This is a genomic window from Psychromonas sp., from assembly GCF_047632955.1.
Classification (GTDB): Bacteria; Pseudomonadota; Gammaproteobacteria; order Enterobacterales; family Psychromonadaceae; genus Psychromonas.
The window spans coordinates 1-22,355 of the sequence record NZ_JBLIED010000006.1 but is presented as its reverse complement, the minus strand read 5'-3'; the positions used below and the strand labels follow the sequence as shown (position 1 = coordinate 22,355).

The 22,355-nt window shown below is 42.3% G+C and carries 21 protein-coding genes and 1 rRNA gene; 11 read left to right on the top strand and 11 right to left on the bottom strand.

The window, feature by feature from the left end:
* Positions 1 to 195: 195 nt before the first annotated feature.
* On the bottom strand, positions 196 to 729 hold the full coding sequence (locus tag ACJAZP_RS06140; RefSeq protein WP_415229859.1) for a TetR/AcrR family transcriptional regulator: 534 nt from the start codon (positions 727 to 729) through the stop codon (positions 196 to 198).
* Positions 730 to 868: 139 nt separating this feature from the next.
* Between ACJAZP_RS06140 and ACJAZP_RS06135 the strand changes: the two genes are divergently transcribed.
* On the top strand, positions 869 to 1,303 hold the full coding sequence (locus ACJAZP_RS06135) for a VOC family protein (RefSeq protein ID WP_415229858.1): 435 nt from the start codon (positions 869 to 871) through the stop codon (positions 1,301 to 1,303).
* Between the two features lie 9 nt (positions 1,304 to 1,312).
* Positions 1,313 to 2,263 carry a pyridoxamine 5'-phosphate oxidase family protein gene (locus ACJAZP_RS06130; RefSeq protein ID WP_415229857.1) on the top strand — a complete coding sequence of 317 codons (951 nt, stop codon included), beginning with the start codon at positions 1,313 to 1,315 and terminating at the stop codon, positions 2,261 to 2,263.
* A gap of 19 nt (positions 2,264 to 2,282) precedes the next feature.
* Here ACJAZP_RS06130 and ACJAZP_RS06125 read toward each other — a convergent pair whose 3' ends face one another.
* Entirely contained in the window at positions 2,283 to 3,062 is a 780-nt protein-coding gene (locus tag ACJAZP_RS06125) for a prolyl hydroxylase family protein (RefSeq protein WP_415229856.1), read from the bottom strand.
* Positions 3,063 to 3,116: 54 nt separating this feature from the next.
* Complete coding sequence (locus ACJAZP_RS06120) at positions 3,117 to 4,484, bottom strand: aldehyde dehydrogenase family protein (RefSeq protein WP_415229855.1); 1,368 nt, start codon at positions 4,482 to 4,484, stop codon at positions 3,117 to 3,119.
* A gap of 1,006 nt (positions 4,485 to 5,490) precedes the next feature.
* On the opposite strand from ACJAZP_RS06120, the gene ggt reads away from it, so the two are divergent.
* The 4 genes from ggt (at position 5,491) to ACJAZP_RS06100 (ending at position 11,568) form a co-directional block, all read left to right on the top strand.
* Positions 5,491 to 7,233: a gamma-glutamyltransferase gene (gene ggt, locus ACJAZP_RS06115; protein WP_415229854.1), complete on the top strand. Its 1,743-nt coding sequence runs from the start codon at positions 5,491 to 5,493 to the stop codon at positions 7,231 to 7,233.
* Positions 7,234 to 8,085: 852 nt separating this feature from the next.
* Positions 8,086 to 10,197, top strand: a complete 2,112-nt coding sequence (locus ACJAZP_RS06110) for a protein-disulfide reductase DsbD family protein (RefSeq protein WP_415229853.1) — start codon at positions 8,086 to 8,088, stop codon at positions 10,195 to 10,197.
* Positions 10,194 to 10,721, top strand: a complete 528-nt coding sequence (locus tag ACJAZP_RS06105; RefSeq protein WP_415229852.1) for a protein disulfide oxidoreductase — start codon at positions 10,194 to 10,196, stop codon at positions 10,719 to 10,721. Before ACJAZP_RS06110 ends, ACJAZP_RS06105 begins: the two co-directional genes overlap by 4 nt.
* A gap of 118 nt (positions 10,722 to 10,839) precedes the next feature.
* Complete coding sequence (locus tag ACJAZP_RS06100) at positions 10,840 to 11,568, top strand: DsbA family protein (protein WP_415229851.1); 729 nt, start codon at positions 10,840 to 10,842, stop codon at positions 11,566 to 11,568.
* Between the two features lie 176 nt (positions 11,569 to 11,744).
* On the opposite strand, the gene ACJAZP_RS06095 is transcribed toward ACJAZP_RS06100, so the two are convergent.
* Genes ACJAZP_RS06095 through ACJAZP_RS06075 form a run of 5 tightly spaced genes read right to left on the bottom strand, consistent with a single transcriptional unit; the run spans position 11,745 to position 15,658 of the window.
* A complete protein-coding gene (locus ACJAZP_RS06095) occupies positions 11,745 to 12,926 on the bottom strand; it encodes a hypothetical protein (protein ID WP_415229850.1) in 1,182 nt (393 codons plus the stop codon).
* Positions 12,926 to 13,834 (bottom strand): cyanophycin synthetase, encoded by a 909-nt coding sequence (locus tag ACJAZP_RS06090; RefSeq protein WP_415229849.1) that lies wholly within the window; start codon positions 13,832 to 13,834, stop codon positions 12,926 to 12,928. The genes ACJAZP_RS06095 and ACJAZP_RS06090 overlap by 1 nt, the downstream gene beginning before the upstream one ends.
* Positions 13,831 to 14,670 (bottom strand): hypothetical protein, encoded by an 840-nt coding sequence (locus tag ACJAZP_RS06085; RefSeq protein WP_415229848.1) that lies wholly within the window; start codon positions 14,668 to 14,670, stop codon positions 13,831 to 13,833. Before ACJAZP_RS06085 ends, ACJAZP_RS06090 begins: the two co-directional genes overlap by 4 nt.
* Positions 14,664 to 15,200 (bottom strand): hypothetical protein, encoded by a 537-nt coding sequence (locus ACJAZP_RS06080; protein WP_415229847.1) that lies wholly within the window; start codon positions 15,198 to 15,200, stop codon positions 14,664 to 14,666. Before ACJAZP_RS06080 ends, ACJAZP_RS06085 begins: the two co-directional genes overlap by 7 nt.
* A 2-nt stretch (positions 15,201 to 15,202) precedes the next feature.
* The gene (locus ACJAZP_RS06075) at positions 15,203 to 15,658 is read right to left on the bottom strand and encodes a YHS domain-containing (seleno)protein (RefSeq protein WP_415229846.1); all 456 of its coding nucleotides are present in this window, start codon (positions 15,656 to 15,658) and stop codon (positions 15,203 to 15,205) included.
* A 400-nt stretch (positions 15,659 to 16,058) separates the two neighbouring features.
* Here ACJAZP_RS06075 and ACJAZP_RS06070 point away from each other — a divergent pair, with 400 nt between their 5' ends.
* The 3 genes from ACJAZP_RS06070 (at position 16,059) to ACJAZP_RS06060 (ending at position 18,239) form a co-directional block, all read left to right on the top strand.
* Positions 16,059 to 16,571, top strand: coding sequence for a hypothetical protein (locus tag ACJAZP_RS06070; RefSeq protein ID WP_415229845.1), 513 nt, complete (start codon positions 16,059 to 16,061; stop codon positions 16,569 to 16,571).
* A gap of 1 nt (position 16,572) precedes the next feature.
* On the top strand, positions 16,573 to 17,337 hold the full coding sequence (locus ACJAZP_RS06065; protein ID WP_415229844.1) for an NRDE family protein: 765 nt from the start codon (positions 16,573 to 16,575) through the stop codon (positions 17,335 to 17,337).
* Between the two features lie 146 nt (positions 17,338 to 17,483).
* Positions 17,484 to 18,239: an NUDIX domain-containing protein gene (locus ACJAZP_RS06060; RefSeq protein ID WP_415229843.1), complete on the top strand. Its 756-nt coding sequence runs from the start codon at positions 17,484 to 17,486 to the stop codon at positions 18,237 to 18,239.
* A gap of 61 nt (positions 18,240 to 18,300) precedes the next feature.
* Here ACJAZP_RS06060 and ACJAZP_RS06055 read toward each other — a convergent pair whose 3' ends face one another.
* Positions 18,301 to 19,263, bottom strand: a complete 963-nt coding sequence (locus ACJAZP_RS06055; protein ID WP_415229842.1) for a LysR family transcriptional regulator — start codon at positions 19,261 to 19,263, stop codon at positions 18,301 to 18,303.
* Between the two features lie 131 nt (positions 19,264 to 19,394).
* On the opposite strand from ACJAZP_RS06055, the gene ACJAZP_RS06050 reads away from it, so the two are divergent.
* Positions 19,395 to 20,030 (top strand): carbonic anhydrase, encoded by a 636-nt coding sequence (locus ACJAZP_RS06050; RefSeq protein ID WP_415229841.1) that lies wholly within the window; start codon positions 19,395 to 19,397, stop codon positions 20,028 to 20,030.
* A gap of 220 nt (positions 20,031 to 20,250) precedes the next feature.
* Entirely contained in the window at positions 20,251 to 20,889 is a 639-nt protein-coding gene (locus tag ACJAZP_RS06045; protein ID WP_415229840.1) for a hypothetical protein, read from the top strand.
* Between the two features lie 23 nt (positions 20,890 to 20,912).
* Here the strand turns inward: ACJAZP_RS06045 and ACJAZP_RS06040 are convergent, their stop codons facing one another.
* Both ACJAZP_RS06040 and rrf read right to left on the bottom strand, forming a co-directional pair.
* Positions 20,913 to 21,482 (bottom strand): VOC family protein, encoded by a 570-nt coding sequence (locus ACJAZP_RS06040; protein ID WP_415229839.1) that lies wholly within the window; start codon positions 21,480 to 21,482, stop codon positions 20,913 to 20,915.
* A gap of 411 nt (positions 21,483 to 21,893) precedes the next feature.
* Positions 21,894 to 22,009: ribosomal RNA gene (gene rrf, locus ACJAZP_RS06035) — 5S ribosomal RNA — on the bottom strand.
* Positions 22,010 to 22,355 lie beyond the last annotated feature (346 nt).

The following is a 22,355-nucleotide window of genomic DNA, read 5'->3' as shown; positions in this document are numbered from 1 at the left end:
TATGTTATCAATGTGCCGCGCGTGTCATGCGCAAACTGATAAAAAGGTGCAAGAAACACAACAGAGTAAAACTTCTAGGGCACTTGCAGTTGCAGTTGCAGCACAGAAATACCACGATAAGAGAAAGGTTTTAGGTGCGATATGAGTGGTTGTTGAGCTTTCGCATTCACTTGCAGCAGATTTTCTTCACTTTTGTTAGATGAAATACCGGGCCATCTCTTTTGCCATCAGCGCCGACTGTTTCATTCCTCGAGTATGCGCCATTACGATAGCCCCCTCGACCAATAAGCCGATTTGCTCCGCTTTATTCTCATCAGCTGCAGGCAGTTGTGTTCGAATGAGTTCAACAATCGCCTGTTTATGCTCAGCCGAAAACCTATGTATCGGATCCTGGGGATCGGTGTATTCGGCGCTGGCATTAATAAAATTACAACCAAAAAAAGTGTCGCTGTTAAACCACTCGTGTAATGCGTCAAATATCGCCAACACCCCGGATTCACCCGTTTTAATAGCCTCATCGACCCTAGTGCGGATCATCAATAACACTTGCTCGTGCCGCTGTTGTAGTGCCGCCAAAATCAACTCGTTTTTACTGCGAAAATGTTTATATAAGGTCGCTTTTGACACCCCGGATTGCGCCAAGATCAAATCAATGCCGGTAGCGTGATAGCCCTGCTGATTAAATAAAACTAACGCAGTGTCGAGCAAATGTTGTTTTCTTGGTTGCATAGCATTTTACCTTTGTGGCTGTCGCTAAAATATAAGGTTAAATTATAACAAGTTTTAACTTGACGTAAACAGTTCTGTTCACCTATGCTAGTAGACAGATTTGTACACCTCTTCAAAAAAACATAAAAAGGTCATTACTATGTGCAGCACAACAACGAATTCAACCTTCGATATAACGCCCGTTAACACTTTAGGTATCCATCATCTAGGCCTTAGCGTGCCCGATATCAAAGAGACAGCCGCTTTTTTTATTGAGCAGCTGCATTTTAGTCAAGTAGGTGAAAAACCCGATTACCCTGCTATTTTTATTTCTGATGGCACCGTCATGCTGACATTGTGGCAGATTAACGATTTAAACAAGATCACGGCATTCGACCGCAAACACAACGTCGGCTTGCATCATTTCGCACTTAAGGTAGCCAACCTCGAACAATTACAAGACTTAGATCAACAATTAGCACTGCTTGATAACGTCGATATTGAGTTTTCACCAGAACCATTAGGACAGTCATCTTTGCAGCACATGATGTGCCTGATCCCCGGTGGTATTAGGCTTGAATTAATCACCGCTTAAGGAATTAAAATGGATAATGAACTGGCATCGAGTTGGCATCAAGGTGAGTTAAAGGTGCAAAAGCGTGCAGGAACAGATAAACGTATGACTGAAATTGGGCCAAAGTTTATTCGTCAGTTTATGCCACAGCAGCACCGAGACTTTTTTCAATCCTTGTCGATGATCTTTATAGGCTATACGGATAACCAATCACACACTTATGCCAGTGTATTATTTGGAGTACCGGGCTTTATCCACTCAATCACTGAAAGCGAATTAGTGATAAACACCCAATCTTCGATGGCCGACTTTATCACTGATAACGTCAATATTGGTGATCGAATTGGATTATTGGGTATCGAATTCGACAGTAAAAGACGTAACCGCGTTAACGGCATTATTACCGATATCAATCAAAAAAACATTAAGGTCATAGTATTACAAAGTTACGGTAACTGCCCGAAATACATTCAAGCAAAAACATTCATACCTAATCGTTATTATGGCCAATTTCACACGACCATTGGCGTTCAACTCAGCCAAACTGATCGGCAGGTAATAACCGGTGCAGATACCTTTTTTATAGCCAGCAGCTTTAATGATGGCCGGCAACTCAATAACCGCGGTGCCGATATATCTCACCGCGGAGGCCCTGCCGGTTTTGTGTCGATTAACGCGAAGGGGCAATTGTTAGTCGACGATTATGTGGGTAACGGCTTTTTTAACACTTTAGGTAATTTGCTGGAAAACCCCATTACCAGCTTATTATTTTGCGACTGGCAGCAGGGTCACGCATTGCAGATAAGGGTATCGAGTCAAATCCTCTGGCATGATGATATCACGCCGAAAAATGCTGCGCTCACCGCGAGACAAGGCAGCGCAACGGCAAAAACTGCACGAACACTGTGCTTTACGCCACTGAAAATAGAACGCTTAAGCAATGGACTCGCTTACCGGCAAGCTCATCCATCACCGCCTTGATCCTTTAAAAAACAGCTCGTTATAACTCAAACAACACATCGCTGCGAATAATGTATTTCACGCCTGATAAAATAGGCTCCGAGCTATGAATACAATGCAGCGGATGCATGCCATGGGGGAAACACAGTACACTTCCGGCCGGCGTGCGCACATCGATTTGACGCACGTTATCACCGCGCTTAGCCGGTTTATCGGGGTGGTCAGCGTTAACTAAAAATCGGGTGGCACCACCTTCAAAGTCTTCGGTCAGTAAAATGAGAAAGGTCAGCTGACTATAGCGATCGCCAAAGGCATCATGCACTAATTGGTCGTCAAGCACTTGGCTGCCGGGCCAGGAACCATCGGAATGCGGTTTAAAATAATCCCCTGGGTTATAGCGATAAAAGCGAAAACGGTTATTTAATCCCAGCGCGGCTTTACCCTCAAAAATACCACCGTCGTCGGTCATCAGCGCTTGAATGCGATTCCAGATCAATCGCTCGGTAGTATTATCGACCACCCAGGTTAAGCTGTCGTTATGGCGAACACTGCGCGGTAATGACACCGCAGCATCGGGCAGAAAGCCCATACTTTCACTGGCAGAGATCAATCGTTTACACTCATCCGGGGTCAACACATTCAGTAACTGAAAGGCACCGGGCACTTCAGTTAACATTTTTTTGCTTATTCCACCGGGCTTAATCTCAGCCAACGCGGCTACATTTTCCTGGCGATTACCCCAGGTAGGCAACGCGGGATGCTCGGCACCCGGCTCATATTGGACCACAAAGTAATTTGATTTTACGGCAGATTCTTCCATCTTATTGCACCTTTTTCGATAATATCAACTAACGCTAACGCGCCAGTTCTTAAATTAATAACTCATCACCCGTATTTGGGAGAATTGACGATGCCCTGCTGCTGTGCCGTGAAAACCAAAACCACTCTGCTTGGCACCCACCCATGGTACATTGCCTCCACCAGCGCCTTGATTAACGCCAACCATGCCGGCTTCAAGCTGCTCGGCGACCGCCTTAGCACCTTGGCCACCAAACACTACCGCCCCTAAACCATAATGACTGCTATTGGCTCGACTAATGGCTTCTTCAATGTCACTAAAGCGGCTAATCACCACCACCGGACCAAAGGTTTCTTCACGCTCCAAAATCATCTCCTGCGTAACCCCGGTCACCACCGTCGGTTGAATAAAGGGTAATGGATAGTCATCGCTGCCGAGTAAAAATGTCGCACCTTTGGCGTTAGCATCTTGCAGCTGCGCCAGTACTTTTTGATGTTGTATTGGGTTCACCATAGGGCCAATATTGACATTAGGCTCGTTCCATTGACCGACGCGGTAACGGCTGGCCAGTGCAACCACCTTTTGTTCAAATTCAGCGGCGATACTTTGATCAACATAAACACGTTCAGTTGAGGTACACATTTGTCCGGCATTTTCAAAGGAGCTTGCCACGGCAAACCGCACCGCCGCATCCATATTAGCGTCCGCCATGACAATCATCGGATCGTTACCGCCAAGTTCCATCACCAGACGTTTTAAGCCGGAAGCCGCATTGGCCATAATGTGTTTACCCGCAGCCATAGATCCGGTAAATGCCACCATATTAATGTCTGCAGCCACTACTGCTTGCCCCAGGGTTTTATCACCTTGAACACATTGCAGTAGATGTTCCGGTAGCACTTTATTAAGGGTGTTAACAAATAATTCGGCCACCAGCGGAGTTTCTTCAGACGGCTTTAATAGCACGCTGTTGCCGGCCATTAGCGCCGGCATCAATAAATTATTGGCCATGGCTAAGGGGTAATTCCACGGAGAAATTACCGCTACCACGCCTAATGGCCGATATTGTAATTGTGTATGATTATCAATCTGCTCAGTGCTTAATGCAGCACTTATTTCACTGGCAAAATACCCTGCGTTTTGAACTGTACCGCCCACTTCATAGGTCGCACGGCGATAATCTTTACCCATCTCCTGGCCAATTAATGTTGCCAGTTCATCTTGTACAGACTCAAGCTGCTGATAAGCGGCTACGACTGTTTTCTGGCGCTCAAGTAATGACAAACTGGCCCAGTTTTTTTGCGCTGTGCGGGCATTGCTTATCACCATGGGTAATTGTGTAATGGTGGTTATGTGAACATTCCCAACCGCATTGGCTTCAATGCGCGTATCATTCTGATTATTAAGGTAAGTGCCCGGATTGTAAGATGTTAATACTGCCATGTGAAAAATTCCTTAATGGGACAAAATGGCGCTAGCCTGATTAGAATCTATTTTGATACTATGGAGCATAAAAGCAACTAGTATACTTTTAGTAACCTTATGGATAGTAAAAAAACAATAATTAAAACAATGAGTAATGGTTAAAAAATATTAATCTTTGTGCTGAACCTTACTCCATTGAGCCGGCCGTAATCGGTGCTGTGAGTAATAAATTAACGAATATCCTCTCAAAAAATGAGAAGCACAAGGGTTAGTGAATACGTGTATAACTCAATTGTCCGCCGGGGCTATAAATATAGCCCCCTTGAAATGAAAATTTAGGCAAGACGGGATGTTATTTGAACAGGCTTTTTGAAGTACTAGCAGAGTCTGCAATGCATTTAATAATCCAGCCGAAGTGATACGCGATGCTATTTCCACAGGATGGTTTAACGTTAAAAATTATTTTAAGTCGCTTCAAGTCGTCAGCATTTGCGCAGACTTTTCTCTCAGCAATTCTCTAAATGCGATTACCGCGGGGCTAACTTGCTTGCTGCTCGGAGAAATTAAATGCAGCTCTACAGCTGGTGACGGCCTGGTACACTATGTTATTAACCGCAATAGGCAATGATAACGACAGTAGTTTTACGCTTGACCTCCCCTCTGCAATCCGCGCTTACGAGGAGCGTGATCAGGCTCGTTGCTCGAAATGGCAAGCTAAGTTCCAATAATCTCTGTTGCTTAGGTCACCGCAGATATTTAATTTTTACAATCGACAAATTTGAACTAGTTTTAAGTGCAAGGCTTAACGGCAGATCTTTGTTATTTATTGATTTATTGTTGATCATCATGGTGCATTAAATGACTCCGCTGCACCACCATCAATGTTATCGCCGAATAACTTATCCTAACCCATTGTATTTAAATAATAAAATATGGAATACAATTTGCAAGATGATATGGACGGACTGATATGCACTGCCATTGACTGGTTTAACGTTATTAACGATTAAAAATAAGGATATCTATGTATAAGAATTTATTGTGCGCAGGTACTGCCCTGCTCTGTTTAAATGTGTTTGCTTCCCCGCAAGCGGCGGATAGCGTCGCCCCAGAAAGCGCCTCCTCCTATACACAAAAAACCACGGTTGTTGCTTCTCAATATATGGTTGCTGCCGCAAACCCTGTTGCGGTTGAAGCCGGTTATCAAGTTTTAAAAAACGGCGGAAATGCAGCCGATGCATTAGTTGCGGTTCAAACAGTATTAGGACTGGTTGAACCTCAATCCTCAGGGCTTGGTGGTGGCGCCTTTTTGGTCTATTACGACGCAAAGCAGAAGCTATTGACCACCTTTGATGGACGTGAAACCGCACCTTTGGCTGCTAAACCGGAGTTATTTCAGGACAGCCTTGGTAATCCCTTAACCTTTTACGATGCCGTTGTCGGCGGGCGTTCCGTTGGTACGCCAGGCACCCTTAAGTTATTAGCGACACTGCATGATAAATACGGCAGTAAAGAATGGTCAGAACTCTTTCAGCCCGCACAGAAACTTGCCAATAACGGTTTTACGGTTTCACCGCGCTTAGCTTTCGCCATAGAAGACGATAAGGAGCGCTTAAGCCGCTATCCCGATACCAAAGCGTATTTCTTTACAAAAAATGGTGAGCCGTTAGCCAAAGGCAGTTTACTGACCAATAAAGCCTACGCGAAAACCTTGTCAGTGATCGCAAAGCATGGCGAGAAAGCTTTTTATCAGGGTCAAATAGCACAAGATATTGTTAATAAAGTGAACGGTATAACGGATAATCCCGGAGTACTCGCGCTGGAAGATTTATCAACCTATAAAATAATTGAGCGTCAGGCGGTGTGCGCGCCTTACCATCAATATGATGTATGCGGCATGGGCCCGCCCAGTTCCGGGGCATTAACCGTTGGTCAGATATTGGGTATGGTAAGTCATTTTGATCTGAAAAAACTCGGTGCAGACAGCCCTGAAGCGTGGCAGATCATAGCCGATGCTTCAAGACTTGCTTTTGCTGACCGTGGTCGTTATATGGCCGATACTGACTTTGTGCCAATGCCCGAAGGCTTGCTTAACCCGGACTATCTTGCTGAACGCGCGAAACTTATTCAACCGGGTAAAGCGCTGACGGAAGTAGACGCAGGTAACCCTCCGTGGAAGAATGTTATCGCTTTGGCAGACGATCAATCCATTGAATTCCCCTCCACTACCCATATTGTGATCACCGATAAACAGGGCAATACCATCTCCATGACCAGTACCGTTGAAAATGGCTTTGGCTCCCGCGTAATGAGTAATGGTTTTATCCTTAACAACGAGCTGACTGATTTTTCATTCGAGTCTTATAAAGATGGTTACCCTATCGCTAACCGCGTGGAGCCGGGAAAACGGCCTCGTTCGTCCATGTCTCCGAGTATCGTCATGGAAGACGGCAAACCTTATCTGGCGTTAGGATCTCCCGGCGGATCACGCATTATCGGCTATGTTGCATCGACCCTTATTGCGCATTTAGATTGGGGAATGGATATTCAACAAGCAATCGATTTACCGCATTTAGTGAACCGTTTCGGAACCTATGACCTTGAAGCCGGAACAAAAGCAATAGGGTTTAAAGGAGCGCTTGAGCAGATGGGTTATGAAGTGAATATCCGCGACTTAAACTCAGGGCTTCACGCCATACTGTTTAAAGACGGGCAATTAATTGGCGGCGCAGATCCTCGCCGTGAGGGGATAGTTTTAGGCGATTAACGGCTTCAGCAAGCAGCCATTAAAAAGACCAGTATGACGCTGGTCTTTTTATTTTTATCAATAAGTTATGTATAAAAATAAAATTAAGTATTAAGGTTTTTTTATTAATTTAATCTATTTTACTTTGCAGACGTCTGTCTTCAACAAGCTACCGGGGAGACAACTATCGAATGCAGACCGCGTCAAAAACCAGCTTGACTTTGAATCATTTATCAATAGGATACGATGATATTCAGACTTTTAGATTGAGTTATATTTTTTGAGATTCTCGCGCTTACCATACAAGCCGCAAACACGTGCATCATGGTCATTACTGTTAGTGGCGATTGTACTCTTTGTGTGTCTTTCTCAAAATCTGGGAAGATCCTCTTTATGCCCTTTATCACCTCACTTAGCGTTGACAGAACAAGTGGCATCGGACACTCAAAATGATAGCGGCTCAAAATGCACCAGCAGTGAGCACCTGATCAATGTTTTTATTGTTAATTTAGAGTCTGCTATCCCCCTGTTTATGCTAGCGCTGGTGATTGTCGCTATAATAATCCAACAAACACGAACACCCCATCTCTTTACTGAACCCATTAGCTATTATGGGGTCCGGCGACATCTGGCATTCTGCACCTTTCAAGAATAAATACTCCGTTAATACCTTTCTCTTTGCAACTATTCAGAGCAGTGTTTTTTCGATACTTTAAGTGATCGTTATTTAGTTAAGGTTAGAGTGAATAAATACCCTTTTTTAGTATTTTTCTCTTTGAACTAAGCAAACACCTGAATATTATAAATAACAGATCGCATTTATTCTGCGCCTGGATGGTTGCATCTTTTATAAAAAATTTACGGAGTAATACTGTGTTTATATTTCAATTAATAAAAGTAGCAGCTAGATCACGATTGACCATGCTATTCGTTTTATCACTATTAGTGTCAGCTTTTTCGGTCTCAGCACAACCTCTTTCGACAGGTTGGCTAACCCATCCCGATCACCCACCGGTTCAAGTGCGTTTTATGCTTACCGGAGAGGTTGATAAAAGCACTCACCAAGCCAATGCCTTACTTGAAGTTAACCTTGAAGGAGAGTGGAAAACCTATTGGCGATCTCCAGGTGAAGGAGGCATCGCGCCAGCGCTTGACTGGAAAAAGTCAACTAACCTATCTGATTTAAAATGGCACTGGCCAACCCCCACTTATTATGAGCAACTAGGTGTGATGACTCTGGGTTACAAACATCATGTTATTTTCCCCATGCAGTTAACCCTTGATGACATTAATCAACCAATGGTTTTTTCAGGAAAATTAACACTTCCGAGCTGTACCAATATTTGTGTGCTCACGGAATATGAACTGGATTTGCCAGCGCTCACATTGGCCGATATTAAAACCAATGCCACCGCGCAACATTTGTATCAGCAGGGGTTTTCAGCCGTGCCAACCCACAGTGAATCAACCCAGGTTACTGGCGCTTCCTTTGACTATGATTCACAGCATCTGCAAGTGACATTACAGCAGGCAAACGAGTGGCAGGATCCACAGATTATTATCGATGGTGAGCAGGTCAGCGATGACTATTTTTCTCAACCTGCAATAAACATTAATAATAACATTTTAACGGCAACCTATAAGGTAATCAATTGGTTAGGTAAAACCAACCTAACCGGAAAGTCTGTTTCTATCACCGTTTCTGACACGCTTTTTGCGCATGAACTAAGTACAGTGATTGATGATAAACCCTTAGTACAAAGCAGCTCAAGCAGTTTACTGACCATGATTGGTTTTGCATTACTCGGCGGCTTAATACTCAATATTATGCCCTGTGTCTTACCCGTCTTGGGCATGAAAATCAACAGTATGCTGACCTCGTCTAAGCTCAGTAAAAAGACGGTTCGTCTGCAATTCTTAGCCTCTGCACTTGGCATATTGACCTCGTTCTGGTTATTAGCCTCAATGTTACTGATTTTAAAGCTCACAGGTCATGCAATGGGGTGGGGAATTCAGTTCCAAAGCCCCTGGTTTATTGCTTTTATGGTGACCATAACCGCCCTCTTCACGGCCAATTTACTGGGTTTATTTGAAGTGCAATTACCAGCTCGATTGTCAACAACAATCGCTAATAAAGGCGGGAATTCAACCCTGGGTCATTTTGTACAGGGGATGTTTGCAACACTGCTTGCAACCCCCTGCAGCGCGCCTTTCTTAGGGACGGCGGTGGTTTTTGCTTTAGGGGCAAGTCTGTTTGAAATGTGGATGGTATTTACCTTTTTAGGGCTGGGCATGGCGTTGCCCTGGCTAGTTTTTGCGTTATTCCCTAACCTCATCTCCTTTATGCCTAAACCCGGGCTGTGGATGAATAAAATAAGAGCCGCTTTTGGTTTAATGATGCTGCTGACAACCCTGTGGTTATTAAGTTTGCTGATCCCTTTTATCGGCGGCTTGGCAACTGTGATAATAGGTTTATTGTTCGGTGCTTATTTGTTATACCGAATAGCTAAAAATCAGGGCAAAAAAACAGTCTTTGTGATTTTAACCGTTGGCTTATTATCAAGCTGTGCCGGGCTTTTTATTGCCAGTCTGACCACCGAGCATTGGGCGCCGCTTATTAAGGACGATCTGACTTGGTTGCCACTCAATGAAAACAGCATTGATCAATATGTAAAACAGGGAAATAGCGTTTTTGTTGATGTCACGGCTGATTGGTGTATCACCTGTAAAGCCAATAAAATCGGCGTTATTCTGCAAGAGCCCGTCTATTCTAAATTGCAGCAGAAGAGCGTGATCACCATGAAAGGTGATTGGACCAAACCTAGCGACAAGATAACCCGTTATTTGAAAAGTTATCAACGTTTTGGAGTGCCTTTAAATGTGGTTTATGGTCCTAATGCCCCGCAAGGTTTGCCTTTATCTGTTTTATTAAGCAGTGATGAGGTGATTGAGGCACTGGAATATGCAGGGAGAAAACCACAATGACAGATCAGAAGATGAAAAAGCATAAGCCTAAAACAAAAGCTCAACGCTGGGTGAAAGAGATTCTCATATTAACCCTTATTCTGACGGTTTTTTCGATTACTATTGATGCCTGGCGCAGCAGAGAGATGCCATCGGCAAATATGCCAGCACTTTTGATGAGTACTTTGGAAGGTGACCTGGTCGATATTAAAAAGATGAGTCACGACAAACCCGTCTTAATCTACTTCTGGGCCACTTGGTGCCCGGTTTGTAACTTCGTCAGCCCAAGTGTCAATTGGCTATCAAAAAGTCACCAGGTCATTTCTGTTGCGATCACTTCGGGTGACGATAAACGCTTAGGGCAATTTATGGCTTACAAAGAGTACAACTTCAAGGTGATCAACGATCAATCGGCGAGCATTGGCAAAGTATGGGGCGTTGCTGTCACACCAACAATCGTAATAGTTAAAAACGGTGAAATATCTTCAATCACAACCGGCTTTACAACTCCGATGGGTATGTGGCTACGTTTATATTTTTCTTAAGGTAAAGCTATGAAATCAACATCAATTGCAGCATGTTAATACGTTTATAGTTCGCTTAAGGTAACCATATGAAATCAATATCAATTGCACTATCCGGCACTCCTATTAAGGTAACATTATGAAATCATTATTATTATCAACATCAATTGCAGCAAGCCTGCTGTTCTCTTCAGTCATCTCAGCGGAAAATATAAGCGCAACCCAGCAAAATCAATTATCCAAAATAACCAATTTATTGGAACAGAATCCAGAAGTTATTGAAGGATTATATACAAATTTAAGCAAGTACGTCGACAGTCAAGGGAGCATCAGTAATGCACTAAAAGAGCATTATGACTATTTGTATAATAACCCGATGCATCCTTATTTTGGATCAGAGTCCCCGAAACTAACCGTAATCAACTTTACCGATTACAGCTGCCCCTATTGCAAGCGCTTAGAATCAGAGCTGGTTGAGATAATTAAAAAGTATCCTGAAATTCGGGTCGTTAATATCGACTTATCATTTCAGCAAAGAATGATCCCTGATTTGAAGACCAATACAGCCTGGTATGCATTAAATGTCTGGGAGAATAATAGACCGGCCTTTGCTGAGGTACACCGTTTAATGATGGCTAAACCATCGCGACACGACAGAAAATCGATTATGCAGATAGCAGATATCACGGGTACTGAAGCGGCGTTAGCAGGAAGTGCAATAAAACAGCCGTTGGTGGATAAAAATGAGAGATTTTTCAGTCAATTAGGTTTGCGGGGAACGCCTGCCTTAATTATTGGCGATGAAATAATTCCGGGTTTTATTCCTCAGGCGGAGCTCGATAAATTGATCCAGGCACAATTAAAATAATATAAAAATCAGCACCCATCACTTAAATTAAAGGCTAAGGATGGGTGACTTTATTGAAGCACGACAGAGCAGATCTTTTGACAATCATTTTGATTGTCAATTTTTAAGCATCTATTCAATGACTGAAACTTCGTTTAGACACATTGCATTGTCCATATTAAGGGCAAAAACTTCAGTCACACCAACTTGTTAGCCACTCTGTATTGGGTACGCCCGTAAAATAGATAGATAAAAACCACCGGGGTTATCAGCAGATATAAATGCTGCAGTTGTTGCAGTGGCGCGTCATTGCTGTTGAAAAAATAACCGGCAACACTAAAAAATAATATAAGAGCAAACTGCGAATAATAACTTTTACAGATAATATATTGAATGGGCTGGGCTAAGCTTGCAACATCATAAAAACGTTTGTTAAAAGCGAGGCGAAAAAAACTGCTTAAAAAGGCAATCGACAGAACAGCTGAATATAAGAAAAGCGGACCTTCCTGCAGACTTAATTGTCCGCGCAGCAGCCAGGAAATAGCATAACCGAACACCGCAATAGTGAAAATTCGCTGGGTATTAGTACGGTCAATACGCTTTTTGATAAGGTAGAATATAAAGGCTAAAAGCACGCTTAATAGCACAATCAGCAAGCCCAGTTTTAACAGATTTTGCTGGGTCAGAAGATATAATGACAACACCCAAAAATAGCTTTCCAGGAATAAAAACAGACCATCAATTAAAAAAATCATTTTCGACTTAAAAGTATCTTTAAAGTTAAGCACCTCAAGCAGAGAGAAAGCTTTAGGTTGATGGCTGCTTAATTGTTCAATCTGGTTAACCAGCGTGCTGCTAAGCAGCCAATAACCTAGGGTGGAGATACTTATAAAGATGACAAGCAGCAGATTAATCTGTGCCGCTGCTAATAAATAACTGCCCAGCAATATCCCTAATTTCAGAACAACCATCACTAAAATCTGAAAATTTGCAAAGCGCGCACCACTGTTTGTGGTTTGCGTAATACGCTGAAACAAAACCCGTTGAGTTGACCAGTAAAAACATCCGGCTGCGCCATTAATCAATGCGCCTATGGTTAATAAAATAGGCGCAAAATCCCATAATAGAATAATGACCAGTAATATTTCCAGAACAAAAGAAAGCGCCACTATCTTTGACCAGTAAGCTGCTGCGCGTAATCTATCCCAAAAATAAAGCGCAAGAATAAAACCGAGGGCACTAAGCGCGATAAAGTGGGCAATCTCGTTGAGCGAAAGCCCTTTATTCCAAAGAATAACCGGAATAAATATGGGTAATAAACCGATCAGAAAGGAGTGTATTGCCACAAACAGATAAAAGCTGCGGACTAATCCTGTCATTAATAGGTGTCTTTTTGTTGAATATTAAGCTCTTCCAACTGTTTAAAATAGATCGACAGATCTTCTGCCTGGCCATAACGCGGAAAGGCATGCATTTTTAAATAAGGGCGTGAGTTAACCTCTAAAAAAATACATTTTTGCTGTTGATAATCCGTGGTGATGCCCTTCTCCATAATCACATCAATGCCTAATATATTGGCATCAAAGCGCTTCAGCACATCTTTAAACAATCTTTGATTGACCTCTGGAATAGTCTCTTTATCAATCACTTCAACCACGCCACCGGGTGCTAATGAGATGCGATAAAATAGCAGCACCTGTTCATTTAATTGCGGTACCGTTGCCAAGTTATAAGCTTTTTTGGCTAAAAAGGTTAACGTTTGTTGGCCTTTTTGCAGTGGCGAGATACAAGGGTATAAATTCATCTCTTCTCTGATGCTATTTTCCCGGTCAATCAACTCGCTGATCGAAGCTTGTCCATCACCGGTTACAAAGGGAGCATAACGCTGTAACACTGACATTATCTGCCCGTTTGCCACTACCACACGATAATTATTGCCCTGTAAATATTGCTCGACAACCGTATAGGGCCACCATAATTTGGCTAATAAAATCGCCCGCCACAATTCTTTGTGGTTTTCAATCGGAAAATAACTGCCCCGTGAGAAACCACTTACATTGGGTTTGATAACTAAAGGAAAGCCAACTTCTTTGGCAAATTTGATCGCTTTAAAGGGGTTTAGAAAAATGAGTCCCTGTGCATGCGGGAAATTCGCCGCGGCAAAAACATCTCTTGCCTGTTCCTTGCTACGGCAACTTTTACGCACTACAAGGTCATTATAATTACTGCAGCCGCCCATAAAATTTTTACTTATCCATGCGTAGATCATTTTTTTCAACTGCATCATGATGAAATCTCATTTTTAGTAGCTCTTTTTAATCGCTGAGCTGATTTGAATTTATTAAAAAATATCGCTTTAACGGCTTGGGTGCGCGGAATCGTGCTGGTGACTTTTACTAACTGCTTCATACTGCTCCGTATAAATTTAATTTTCTGCCAAAGGCTAACCTCTTGCACTAACAAAATTAGCGGCATAGGGACATAAAGATTGATTTCAATAACATGAAACTGCCCCGCAATCAGGCTTTCCAGGGAATCTGCACGAACGCCATAACGGGCAATACGAAAGTCACCAATTTTTTTAAGATGCGCCCAAATTTCATTTTGCTGTGTCAAACTAAGCTCGGCTAAACAGTCTCTGTAGTAGGTATTGTCATTATAAATACCGTTTATAGGCAGAGGATCATCGCCGCTGTTGCAGGTTTCAGTAATAGATAAAACGGAAAATTGCTGTAAATTATCTTTTTCTGGAATAACAAATATTTCAAATTCGCGTTTTCCCGGTGCGGCTTGCTGAAGCAGATAAAAAGGCGGGCTCACGCTGCGTGTCTGGCGTATTTTCTGCAGCGCATTCAGGTTATCAATACGCACAATACCCTGCGAGTTTTGTCCCCATTCAGGCTTCATAAAAACAGGGTAAGTGCTTGGGTTGTTATTACCAATATCCATAAACTGCACAAGCCGCCATTGCTCGGGAATACGCGCATCCATGTCTAATTTAGAAAACAGATTACGTTGTTCATTAAAGTAGGACGCGTTGAGCTGAAAATACTTCCAGGGTGCAACCGCAAACCGACAACAATATAAAATATATGAAACAACCAGTGCAATGCGTGTCAGCAAGTTGACCCCCTCGAGTGCAGATTTTTCCGGGTTAATTCCAATTTGTAGCTGCGAATATTAATAACAAAAAGAACAAGTCCCAAAAATACAATGGAAGTGGCCGCATAAAATAAACTGCCATGGTCACTTTGTCCTTGGTGGATCACCTCAATCCCAAGGGGCGTCAGCAGATGAAAAAAGACAGCGCCGCTCATAACAAAAAAAGCAAATAAACCGCCAAGGGCATGCATTAAAGATTGGCTAGGCACATAACTCAGCAGGTTAACTTTGCTTAATAACCACAATAACGCGGGTAACAATAAAATGATGCTCACAAGCAGCTCGAAAGAACCTACCACATAGGATCCGTAATTGCTGAACCAGGTGCCGATGTCCACCGTCAGAATACCCGTCATCCATTGTCCTATTGTACCAAAAATATGCTGTGTATCGGGGTGTAAGCTGAACTTGTAAGGGAGTGAAAAGAGGAAAACTTTACTTATCCACAATACAATTAGCCAACTAATAACTTTAGTTTTATTCAATGTCATTATTATTCCTTATCCAGTTTAGCCCAGCTTTCAGCGGCTTTTTTAATAAAGTTATCTTTATCCGCTAACCACAAATCCTGAATGTCCTGATCGTAATTAAGGTAGAGCTTATCCTGATAAATTGTCCAAAATGGTGGTTTGCCCGGTGCTATTTTATTCTCAGCCATTGCCCATGCGCAGTAACCACCGTACTGCGGCGCAAAATAGTCCGGATTTTTTTTAAACTGTTCTAAATTGTGCTGGCTGCTAAAATACCAATCGGCCCCTTTATATTCAAGGCTAAATTTTGCTGAGCCCTTAAGCGGTTTTTGCTCGCTAAAAAAAGCAACCGCATCAAACCCTGATATCGCCTTATGACTAAAATAGCCGGTATAAACTTGATCTACAGCCAGCACTGAACGGCAGCTGAAAATAGACAGCAGTAACAATATTTTTATTGAAATATTTGCAAGTTTCATTTTATGTCCTTATTTTCTGCAACTGAACTATTAGACCTAGGCAGGCTTGTAAATATTTCATATTAGTCTATTTTTTGCATGGGTGAAATGGTAGCACTGAGCACAGGTCTCTAAAAACAGCGTTTTTGTAGCTTAAAATTAAAGGCCGGGTTATGGTAAGGTTCGACAAAGTATAGATTTCGCCGAGCGGCTTTAGACTACTTTGGTAATCTGAAACAGTCACAAATATTGTAATTCCGCCACGTCATTATTGCACGATGGCTCTTTTTTCAGTAAATATTCACCTCATCAATTCAAAAGTGAATAAACTATTATTTATTTAAGCGCCCTCTGGGGAAATATTTTTGCCGTTACCTCGGTCATATAGGGGGGTAAATATTTTCAAATAAATGGAGAAACAATGAAGCAGCTGCGTGAAGCGACAGTAGAGGCACTACTGCAAGTACAACAATTAGTGATAGCGAGTGAAGGAAAATATTATAACCAACCTTCAATCCATAGCGAATCAGGCATCGGCAAACATATTCGTCATATCCTGGACCATTTTTTAGCGTTTCAGCAGGGTTTAATCAATGATCATATTGACTACAATAGCCGCCATCGCGACAGCGAAATTGAAAATGATGCAGGGCTGGCTTTGCAGTTAATTAAGCAGTTAATCGAATGGTTCAAGCAACCTCATGCAGAATTAAAAGAACGCGCTGTGAAGGTTGAGTCGGAAATTTCCTTAAAGCAGCAACAAAACATGTTGTTTGATAGCAGCCTAAGCCGGGAATTATGTTACCTCATTAACCATACCGTGCATCATTTGGCCTATGCCAAATTAGTGGCAAAAGAGTTAGATATCCAGGTCGATGAAGTGATAGGCATAGCACCTGGTACAGCGACTTATCTGCGTCAGCAAGGTCATTAATATGTGTACACTTAGCGTGCTGCGTTTAAGCAATTCATTAGTGATAACCATGAACCGTGATGAATCGCGCTCGCGCCATGAAGCCGGTTTAAAAGAGCAGCAACAAAATGGGATTGAGCAACTCTACCCCGTTGACGGACAAGCCGGCGGCACCTGGTTTGGTGTTAATAATCACGGGGTGGTGCTTGCCTTGCTTAATCGCTATCAAGACCCACAATCAGTTGTGGCACCCACCCGTGGAAATATCATTCCGCAAGCCTTAGCCTGTGGCGACTTTGACCTTGTTAAAAACCACCTGTTTGAGCAAAACTATCAATACTACAACCCCTTTGATTTACTGCTCGCTTGCCACGCTGAAAGCTTACATTTAAGCTGGAATGGCCGGCATTTAAGTATTTATGATACAAATCAGCCGGCACTGCTGCTTAGCTCATCGGCACTCAATACCGACGCGGTAATCGCTAAACGCCAGCAGCGCTTTCAACAATGGTTAACACAGCCCTCTGAGCTGTCGGCCTCTGAAGTCCTGCAACAAATTCACCTGCAGCATGATCCGAGCAGCCAGGGTGACTCGGTATTAATGGATCGCAGTGATGCACACAGTAAAAGTATCTGTCAGGTATTGCTCGATGCTGATTGCTGTGAGTTTAACTATTACCCGGAAGCCAGCCTGCAACAATGGCGCTACCATCTAAGCTCGGGTAAGCCCCCTTTGCTTAATCCTCAATTAAGCAAGCAACAACGACTTCTCGCGCTTAAAAAATGAGCAAAGTCTTGCTTTATTATGCTTGATAGCGCCTTTACCTCAATTTAACCTAAGAAATCACCAAGCTTAGGTTAAATTGAATATTGAATTAGTTGGAATTTTTGTTCACACTGACAACAGTGAATAATACTTTCAAGGACCTTTATATGAATTATCTTAGTTCCGTTAATAATCAATACGGTGGAACTTATGTCGCCCCAGAGGATCTACCCGCCAACAGCGCGGCTTTCGAAGCACAACTCACTGAGTCACTAAAAATTTGGCATATTCAAGAGATTAAGGTGGTGTGGATTAAGATTCCCAATGCACGGGCTAAGTTATTGCCGTTTTTATATCAGGCGGGTTTTATGAATCACCATTGCGCGGTTGATTTTATGATGTTGACTTTAAGGTTAGAAGACGGAGCGATGATTCCACCTTTCGCCAACCACTCTATTGGCGTTGGCGGACTGGTTATTAATGAGAATAACCAGCTACTGACTATTCGCGAAAAAGACCACATTAAAACACACCCTCACAACTGGAAGTTCCCAGGAGGAATGTTAGAGCCCTATGAGCATATCGAACATGGCGTTATACGAGAAGTCCTTGAAGAAACCAGCGTTCAAACCGAGTTTCAAAGTTTTATCGGTTTTAGACACCATCATCAGGGACAGTTCAATACCTCCAATATCTATGCAGTGTGTCTGCTCAAACCGCTAACCTTGGAAATTACCATTCAAGAAAGTGAAATTTTTGACGCCAAATGGTTCCCGATTGAGGATTATCTGACTGACCATAAAATTGGCAAATACAACCAGAATATGTTACGCAGCGCGCTCCAACACTCGGGGCTAAAAAACCTTAATGTGCCTGGTTATATGCCATCGGATCAGGATTACGAAGTGTTTATGACACAATAATAAATTCAGGATTACTATCTGCAGCAACGGTAAAAAAGGCACAATTCAACACATTTTATATTTAATGGCTCTCGTGTTTCTCGACAAAATGTCTTTCTAAGAAACGGTTGCATAATCCCGCGACATTTTCTTCGGATGATAAGGCAAAACTGATAAATGCCTGAGCAATAGGTGACAAATGCTTACCCTCGTGATGCACTAAATACCAGCTTTTTAACAAAGGAAAGGCTTCAATATCAAGCTCTACAAGGCACTTGGTTGCAAGCTCCAGTGTCACGCTATGGCGGGAAAGTGCGGAGATTCCTAAATCCGCCATCACCGCCTGCTTGATTGTTTCACTGCTGCCTAAAACCATATTAGGCTGTAGCGTTAACTGATGTGACTGCAGAAAATCTTCTAATGCCTTGCGCGTACCCGAGCCCTTTTCCCGGAAAATAAAAGGGTGCTGTGAAAGTGCCGCCAGCTTAATATTTTTTTTACCTGCCAACACGTGGTTGGGGCTGGCAACAATCACAATCGGATTATCCACAAAAGGATGGCAGGTGAGTGACATCGACTCCGGCACTAAGCCCATAATAACCAGCTCATCTTTATTTTCCTGCAGACGCTGAATCATCTGCTCGCGGTTGACTATATCCAAACCAAGGTTAACTTTCGGGTAACGTTTATGAAAAGCACCCAAAAGATGCGGGGTGAAGTATTTGGCACTGCTGACAGCGGCAAGGCTAAAGTCACCTTCCAGGCTGCCTTTCAATGCACTTAATGTCATATCCATACTGTCAAAACGGGCAAATATCTCATCACAAAAGTCATTTAATGCTTCTCCTGCGGGCGTCAAAAAAAGCTTTTTTCCTACTTTTTCAAATAAAGATAAATCAAGATTACTCTCCAGCTGTTTGAGCTGAATACTGACAGCTGGCTGCGTCAACCCTAACTGCTGGCTTGCTTTGGTGTAATTCATTGTTAAAGTCACTTGTTTAAAAACCTTTAACTGACGTAATGTTGCGCGCATAGCAATACTCATTAATAAAATTTATTCTTTAGATAATATATATTAATTTTTATTAATACTATTATTCTATTACTATGTGCCCAGTTTATCGTTGGTATTGATTAATAAAGATCATATATCAGTCGATTCAAAGAGGAAAAACCATGTCAGCAACAGACCAGTTAATTGCGGGATACCAACGTTTTAGAGAAGGATATTATGAACTGCATAAAAATCAATTACAGAAACTGGCCGAGCATGGACAATCTCCTAAGATAGCAATTGTCAGCTGTTCCGACTCACGGGTTGATCCGACTATTATTTTAGACTGCGCACCGGGTGATCTGTTTGTCATTCGTAATGTGGCTAACCTGGTTCCGCCTTTGGAAACCTGTGATAGTTTTCACGGCACCAGTGCAGCGCTGGAATTTGCGGTTAATGAACTGCAGGTAGAAAGTATTATTGTACTTGGGCATACGCATTGCGGCGGTATTAAAGCCCTGATGGATACCGAGCCGACTGCAATACCGCAAACATTTATTTCAAAATGGATGAAACAGCTGGAAAATGTCCGTAAAGAAATATTAGAAAATGATAACTGCACCAGCAAAGAACAGCATTACCATCTCTGTGAGCAAAAAGGGATAGTACAGTCTCTGGATAATTTAATGACCTTTCCCTGTATACAAAAGCGGGTTGCAGCAGGCAACCTCAAACTCCACGGTTGGTGCTACGACTTGAACAGTGCGGAACTGTTTGCAAAACAGCAAGACAGCGATGAATTTCAGAAAATAAGTTAAATAGTATAATAACGGATCTCGTTGTTGCGCGATCCGTTTAAAATAAACAGTCTGGTACAAACACAACAACTAGGTGCACTGCTCAATTCCATTTTATGTCTTTGTAATTTCATAGCACTACGGTATGCGCTTATATTAGAAAATTCAAAGTTAAAGATTATCGCCATTTTAATGCTAAAATCCCGCCATCTGATCCTATAACTTAACAAAGGCCGCAACCGTGGACGCTTTTATTTCCAAGCAGATTGATAACTCATTATTAAGATCACACCCGTGGACAACCATGGTATCCGACGATGACAATCTATATATCGACTTTAAGAAACAGCCTCAGTTGATCCGCAGCACCCTGGAAGATCTTATCCCCTTTAAAAAATGGGACTTTGTCGAACAGTTTTATGCTCTGATAGAATGGGTAAACAGTCCGTCTTCATTATTGGAAAGTAACGATTGTATGTTTAGTGCAGCCGAAGACAATCCAGATCAGCAGTATCCCTATGCGAAAAAGTGCAGCGCACGGTTAATGATCCTGTTTCGAGATATACCGGAAAACTGTCAGGCTAAAAGTATCGATTGGTTGATCCAAAATATACTGCAGTATATCTCTAAAACTAAACGCGGATTTAAAGCCGGCGCTATTTGTTTATCACAATCACCAACCTGTTATTTGGCTTTGGGTAATACAGCGGATACTGGCGGAATGGGTCATCAAGTAACCTTGACCTTTTTTGCTTACGGTAAAAATGATCGCCGCTGTTATGAGAATATGCAGGAAGTATTAGCAATTGCGCAAAGTAGCTTGCAGCGAGTCAATAAAGGCATTCACAATGGAGAGGTTGATAGTCTCTATGGTGAATAAATGCCTAGCTTAGACAGTTGCATTTAATCGTATTTATTCAACATTTCTTTTTCTATCACAGTTTTAATGCCGGCACTGTGCACCTTAATGCAGATATTATTCAATTTAAAAGCAATGGTCGGGTTAGCCACTTTTTCTCCCGCCACATGCGGCGCAGAACGCTTGACCTTAATCGCCGGGTTGGCAGCCAGCAGTGCAGCAATATCAGGGTTAATACTCTCGAGCGCCCGTTCTAACTCAGCCATCGTTTGGGCATTACCCGGCAGCACTAACTCAATATGTTCCCAACCTTGTTGCGGGTAAAGTTTGCCCGGAAAAGGCAGTTCAACACAGTCAATTTTCCAATCACCAAGCTGTAAGGGTTCATCTAATGCGATGATATAAATAGGCCGACCATTAATAATACTGTCGGAGATAATTTTCCCCTTTTTCTGCCACTGCGTCAGCAATGCCTCGGCAACGGCAAGATCATTGACCCGCAATGCAGCATGATCACAAACTAAGGCTAAGTCTTTTAACCCCAAGCGCTTCGCAAAATGTAGGATTGCTTGGGAAAATTCTGGCCACTGAGATTTAAGCTGTTGATACTGCATAGTAATTCCTTCTTATTATTATTAAAAAATAATAGCATAACAAACTTGTAAATCAGCGCTCCAGTCTAGTCATACCAAACGCATTAATAAAGTGATCTGATTTACTATTTAAAATTGATCATAAATTTAATGGCTGTCTTACTTGAACGCCAACGAACACGAACCATGACAACAAACGCATAGCTCGTAGGGTGCATTAATAAAGTAATCAGATTTACTATTCAAAATCATACCGAGGGCTTTGTGAGCGTAAATTTTTCCTTTGAAGCACTGATCATAAATTTAATGCTTTTGGTATCACTGTTGCATTTTAATTGCACGGAAATGTTCCCGAGAATATTCCGTCATTCCTGCGCTTAAACGAAAAAATCCCTGCTGACGTAGTCAACAGGGATTATTCGTTTATTAGGCGCTTGGCGATGACCTACTCTCACATGGGGAGACCCCACACTACCATCGGCGCAATTGCGTTTCACTGCTGAGTTCGGAATGGGATCAGGTGGTACCACAATGCTATGGTCGCCAAGCAAAAACTTTTTAAAGCTTGAGCTTTATTTTTGCTTTAAATTGTTTTGGCCGGTAGGAGATTAACGTCTGTTTGTTAATCTTCCGTAAGGCAACAATCTAAAGTCTTTATAAAAAGTTAATTAGAAAAGCTGGTTTTATTATTGTTTTTATCAAGCAATCGTAAATATTTGTAAAATATGTTTCGCAAGCATATTTTCTTGGTTACACACTAACCCACGTTGAGTTTTCAAAGAGAAGATTAATAATCTTCTCTGACACTCCAAGCTTATTTGGTCAGTCCAACACCTTTTAGGAGTTGTATGGTTAAGCCTCACGGGTAATTAGTACAAGTTAGCTCAATACATT

Coding starts and splice junctions, on each gene's coding strand:
- ACJAZP_RS06075 (WP_415229846.1), bottom strand. CDS start 15,658: ATGAAACTTGCAAATATTTCAATAAAAATATTGTTACTGCTGTCTATT.
- ACJAZP_RS06140 (WP_415229859.1), bottom strand. CDS start 729: ATGCAACCAAGAAAACAACATTTGCTCGACACTGCGTTAGTTTTATTT.
- ACJAZP_RS06050 (WP_415229841.1), top strand. CDS start 19,395: ATGTCAGCAACAGACCAGTTAATTGCGGGATACCAACGTTTTAGAGAA.
- ACJAZP_RS06090 (WP_415229849.1), bottom strand. CDS start 13,834: ATGATGCAGTTGAAAAAAATGATCTACGCATGGATAAGTAAAAATTTT.
- ggt (WP_415229854.1), top strand. CDS start 5,491: ATGTATAAGAATTTATTGTGCGCAGGTACTGCCCTGCTCTGTTTAAAT.
- ACJAZP_RS06135 (WP_415229858.1), top strand. CDS start 869: ATGTGCAGCACAACAACGAATTCAACCTTCGATATAACGCCCGTTAAC.
- ACJAZP_RS06120 (WP_415229855.1), bottom strand. CDS start 4,484: ATGGCAGTATTAACATCTTACAATCCGGGCACTTACCTTAATAATCAG.
- ACJAZP_RS06065 (WP_415229844.1), top strand. CDS start 16,573: ATGTGTACACTTAGCGTGCTGCGTTTAAGCAATTCATTAGTGATAACC.
- ACJAZP_RS06125 (WP_415229856.1), bottom strand. CDS start 3,062: ATGGAAGAATCTGCCGTAAAATCAAATTACTTTGTGGTCCAATATGAG.
- ACJAZP_RS06070 (WP_415229845.1), top strand. CDS start 16,059: ATGAAGCAGCTGCGTGAAGCGACAGTAGAGGCACTACTGCAAGTACAA.
- ACJAZP_RS06080 (WP_415229847.1), bottom strand. CDS start 15,200: ATGACATTGAATAAAACTAAAGTTATTAGTTGGCTAATTGTATTGTGG.
- ACJAZP_RS06055 (WP_415229842.1), bottom strand. CDS start 19,263: ATGAGTATTGCTATGCGCGCAACATTACGTCAGTTAAAGGTTTTTAAA.
- ACJAZP_RS06105 (WP_415229852.1), top strand. CDS start 10,194: ATGACAGATCAGAAGATGAAAAAGCATAAGCCTAAAACAAAAGCTCAA.
- ACJAZP_RS06095 (WP_415229850.1), bottom strand. CDS start 12,926: ATGACAGGATTAGTCCGCAGCTTTTATCTGTTTGTGGCAATACACTCC.
- ACJAZP_RS06130 (WP_415229857.1), top strand. CDS start 1,313: ATGGATAATGAACTGGCATCGAGTTGGCATCAAGGTGAGTTAAAGGTG.
- ACJAZP_RS06060 (WP_415229843.1), top strand. CDS start 17,484: ATGAATTATCTTAGTTCCGTTAATAATCAATACGGTGGAACTTATGTC.
- ACJAZP_RS06040 (WP_415229839.1), bottom strand. CDS start 21,482: ATGCAGTATCAACAGCTTAAATCTCAGTGGCCAGAATTTTCCCAAGCA.
- ACJAZP_RS06100 (WP_415229851.1), top strand. CDS start 10,840: ATGAAATCATTATTATTATCAACATCAATTGCAGCAAGCCTGCTGTTC.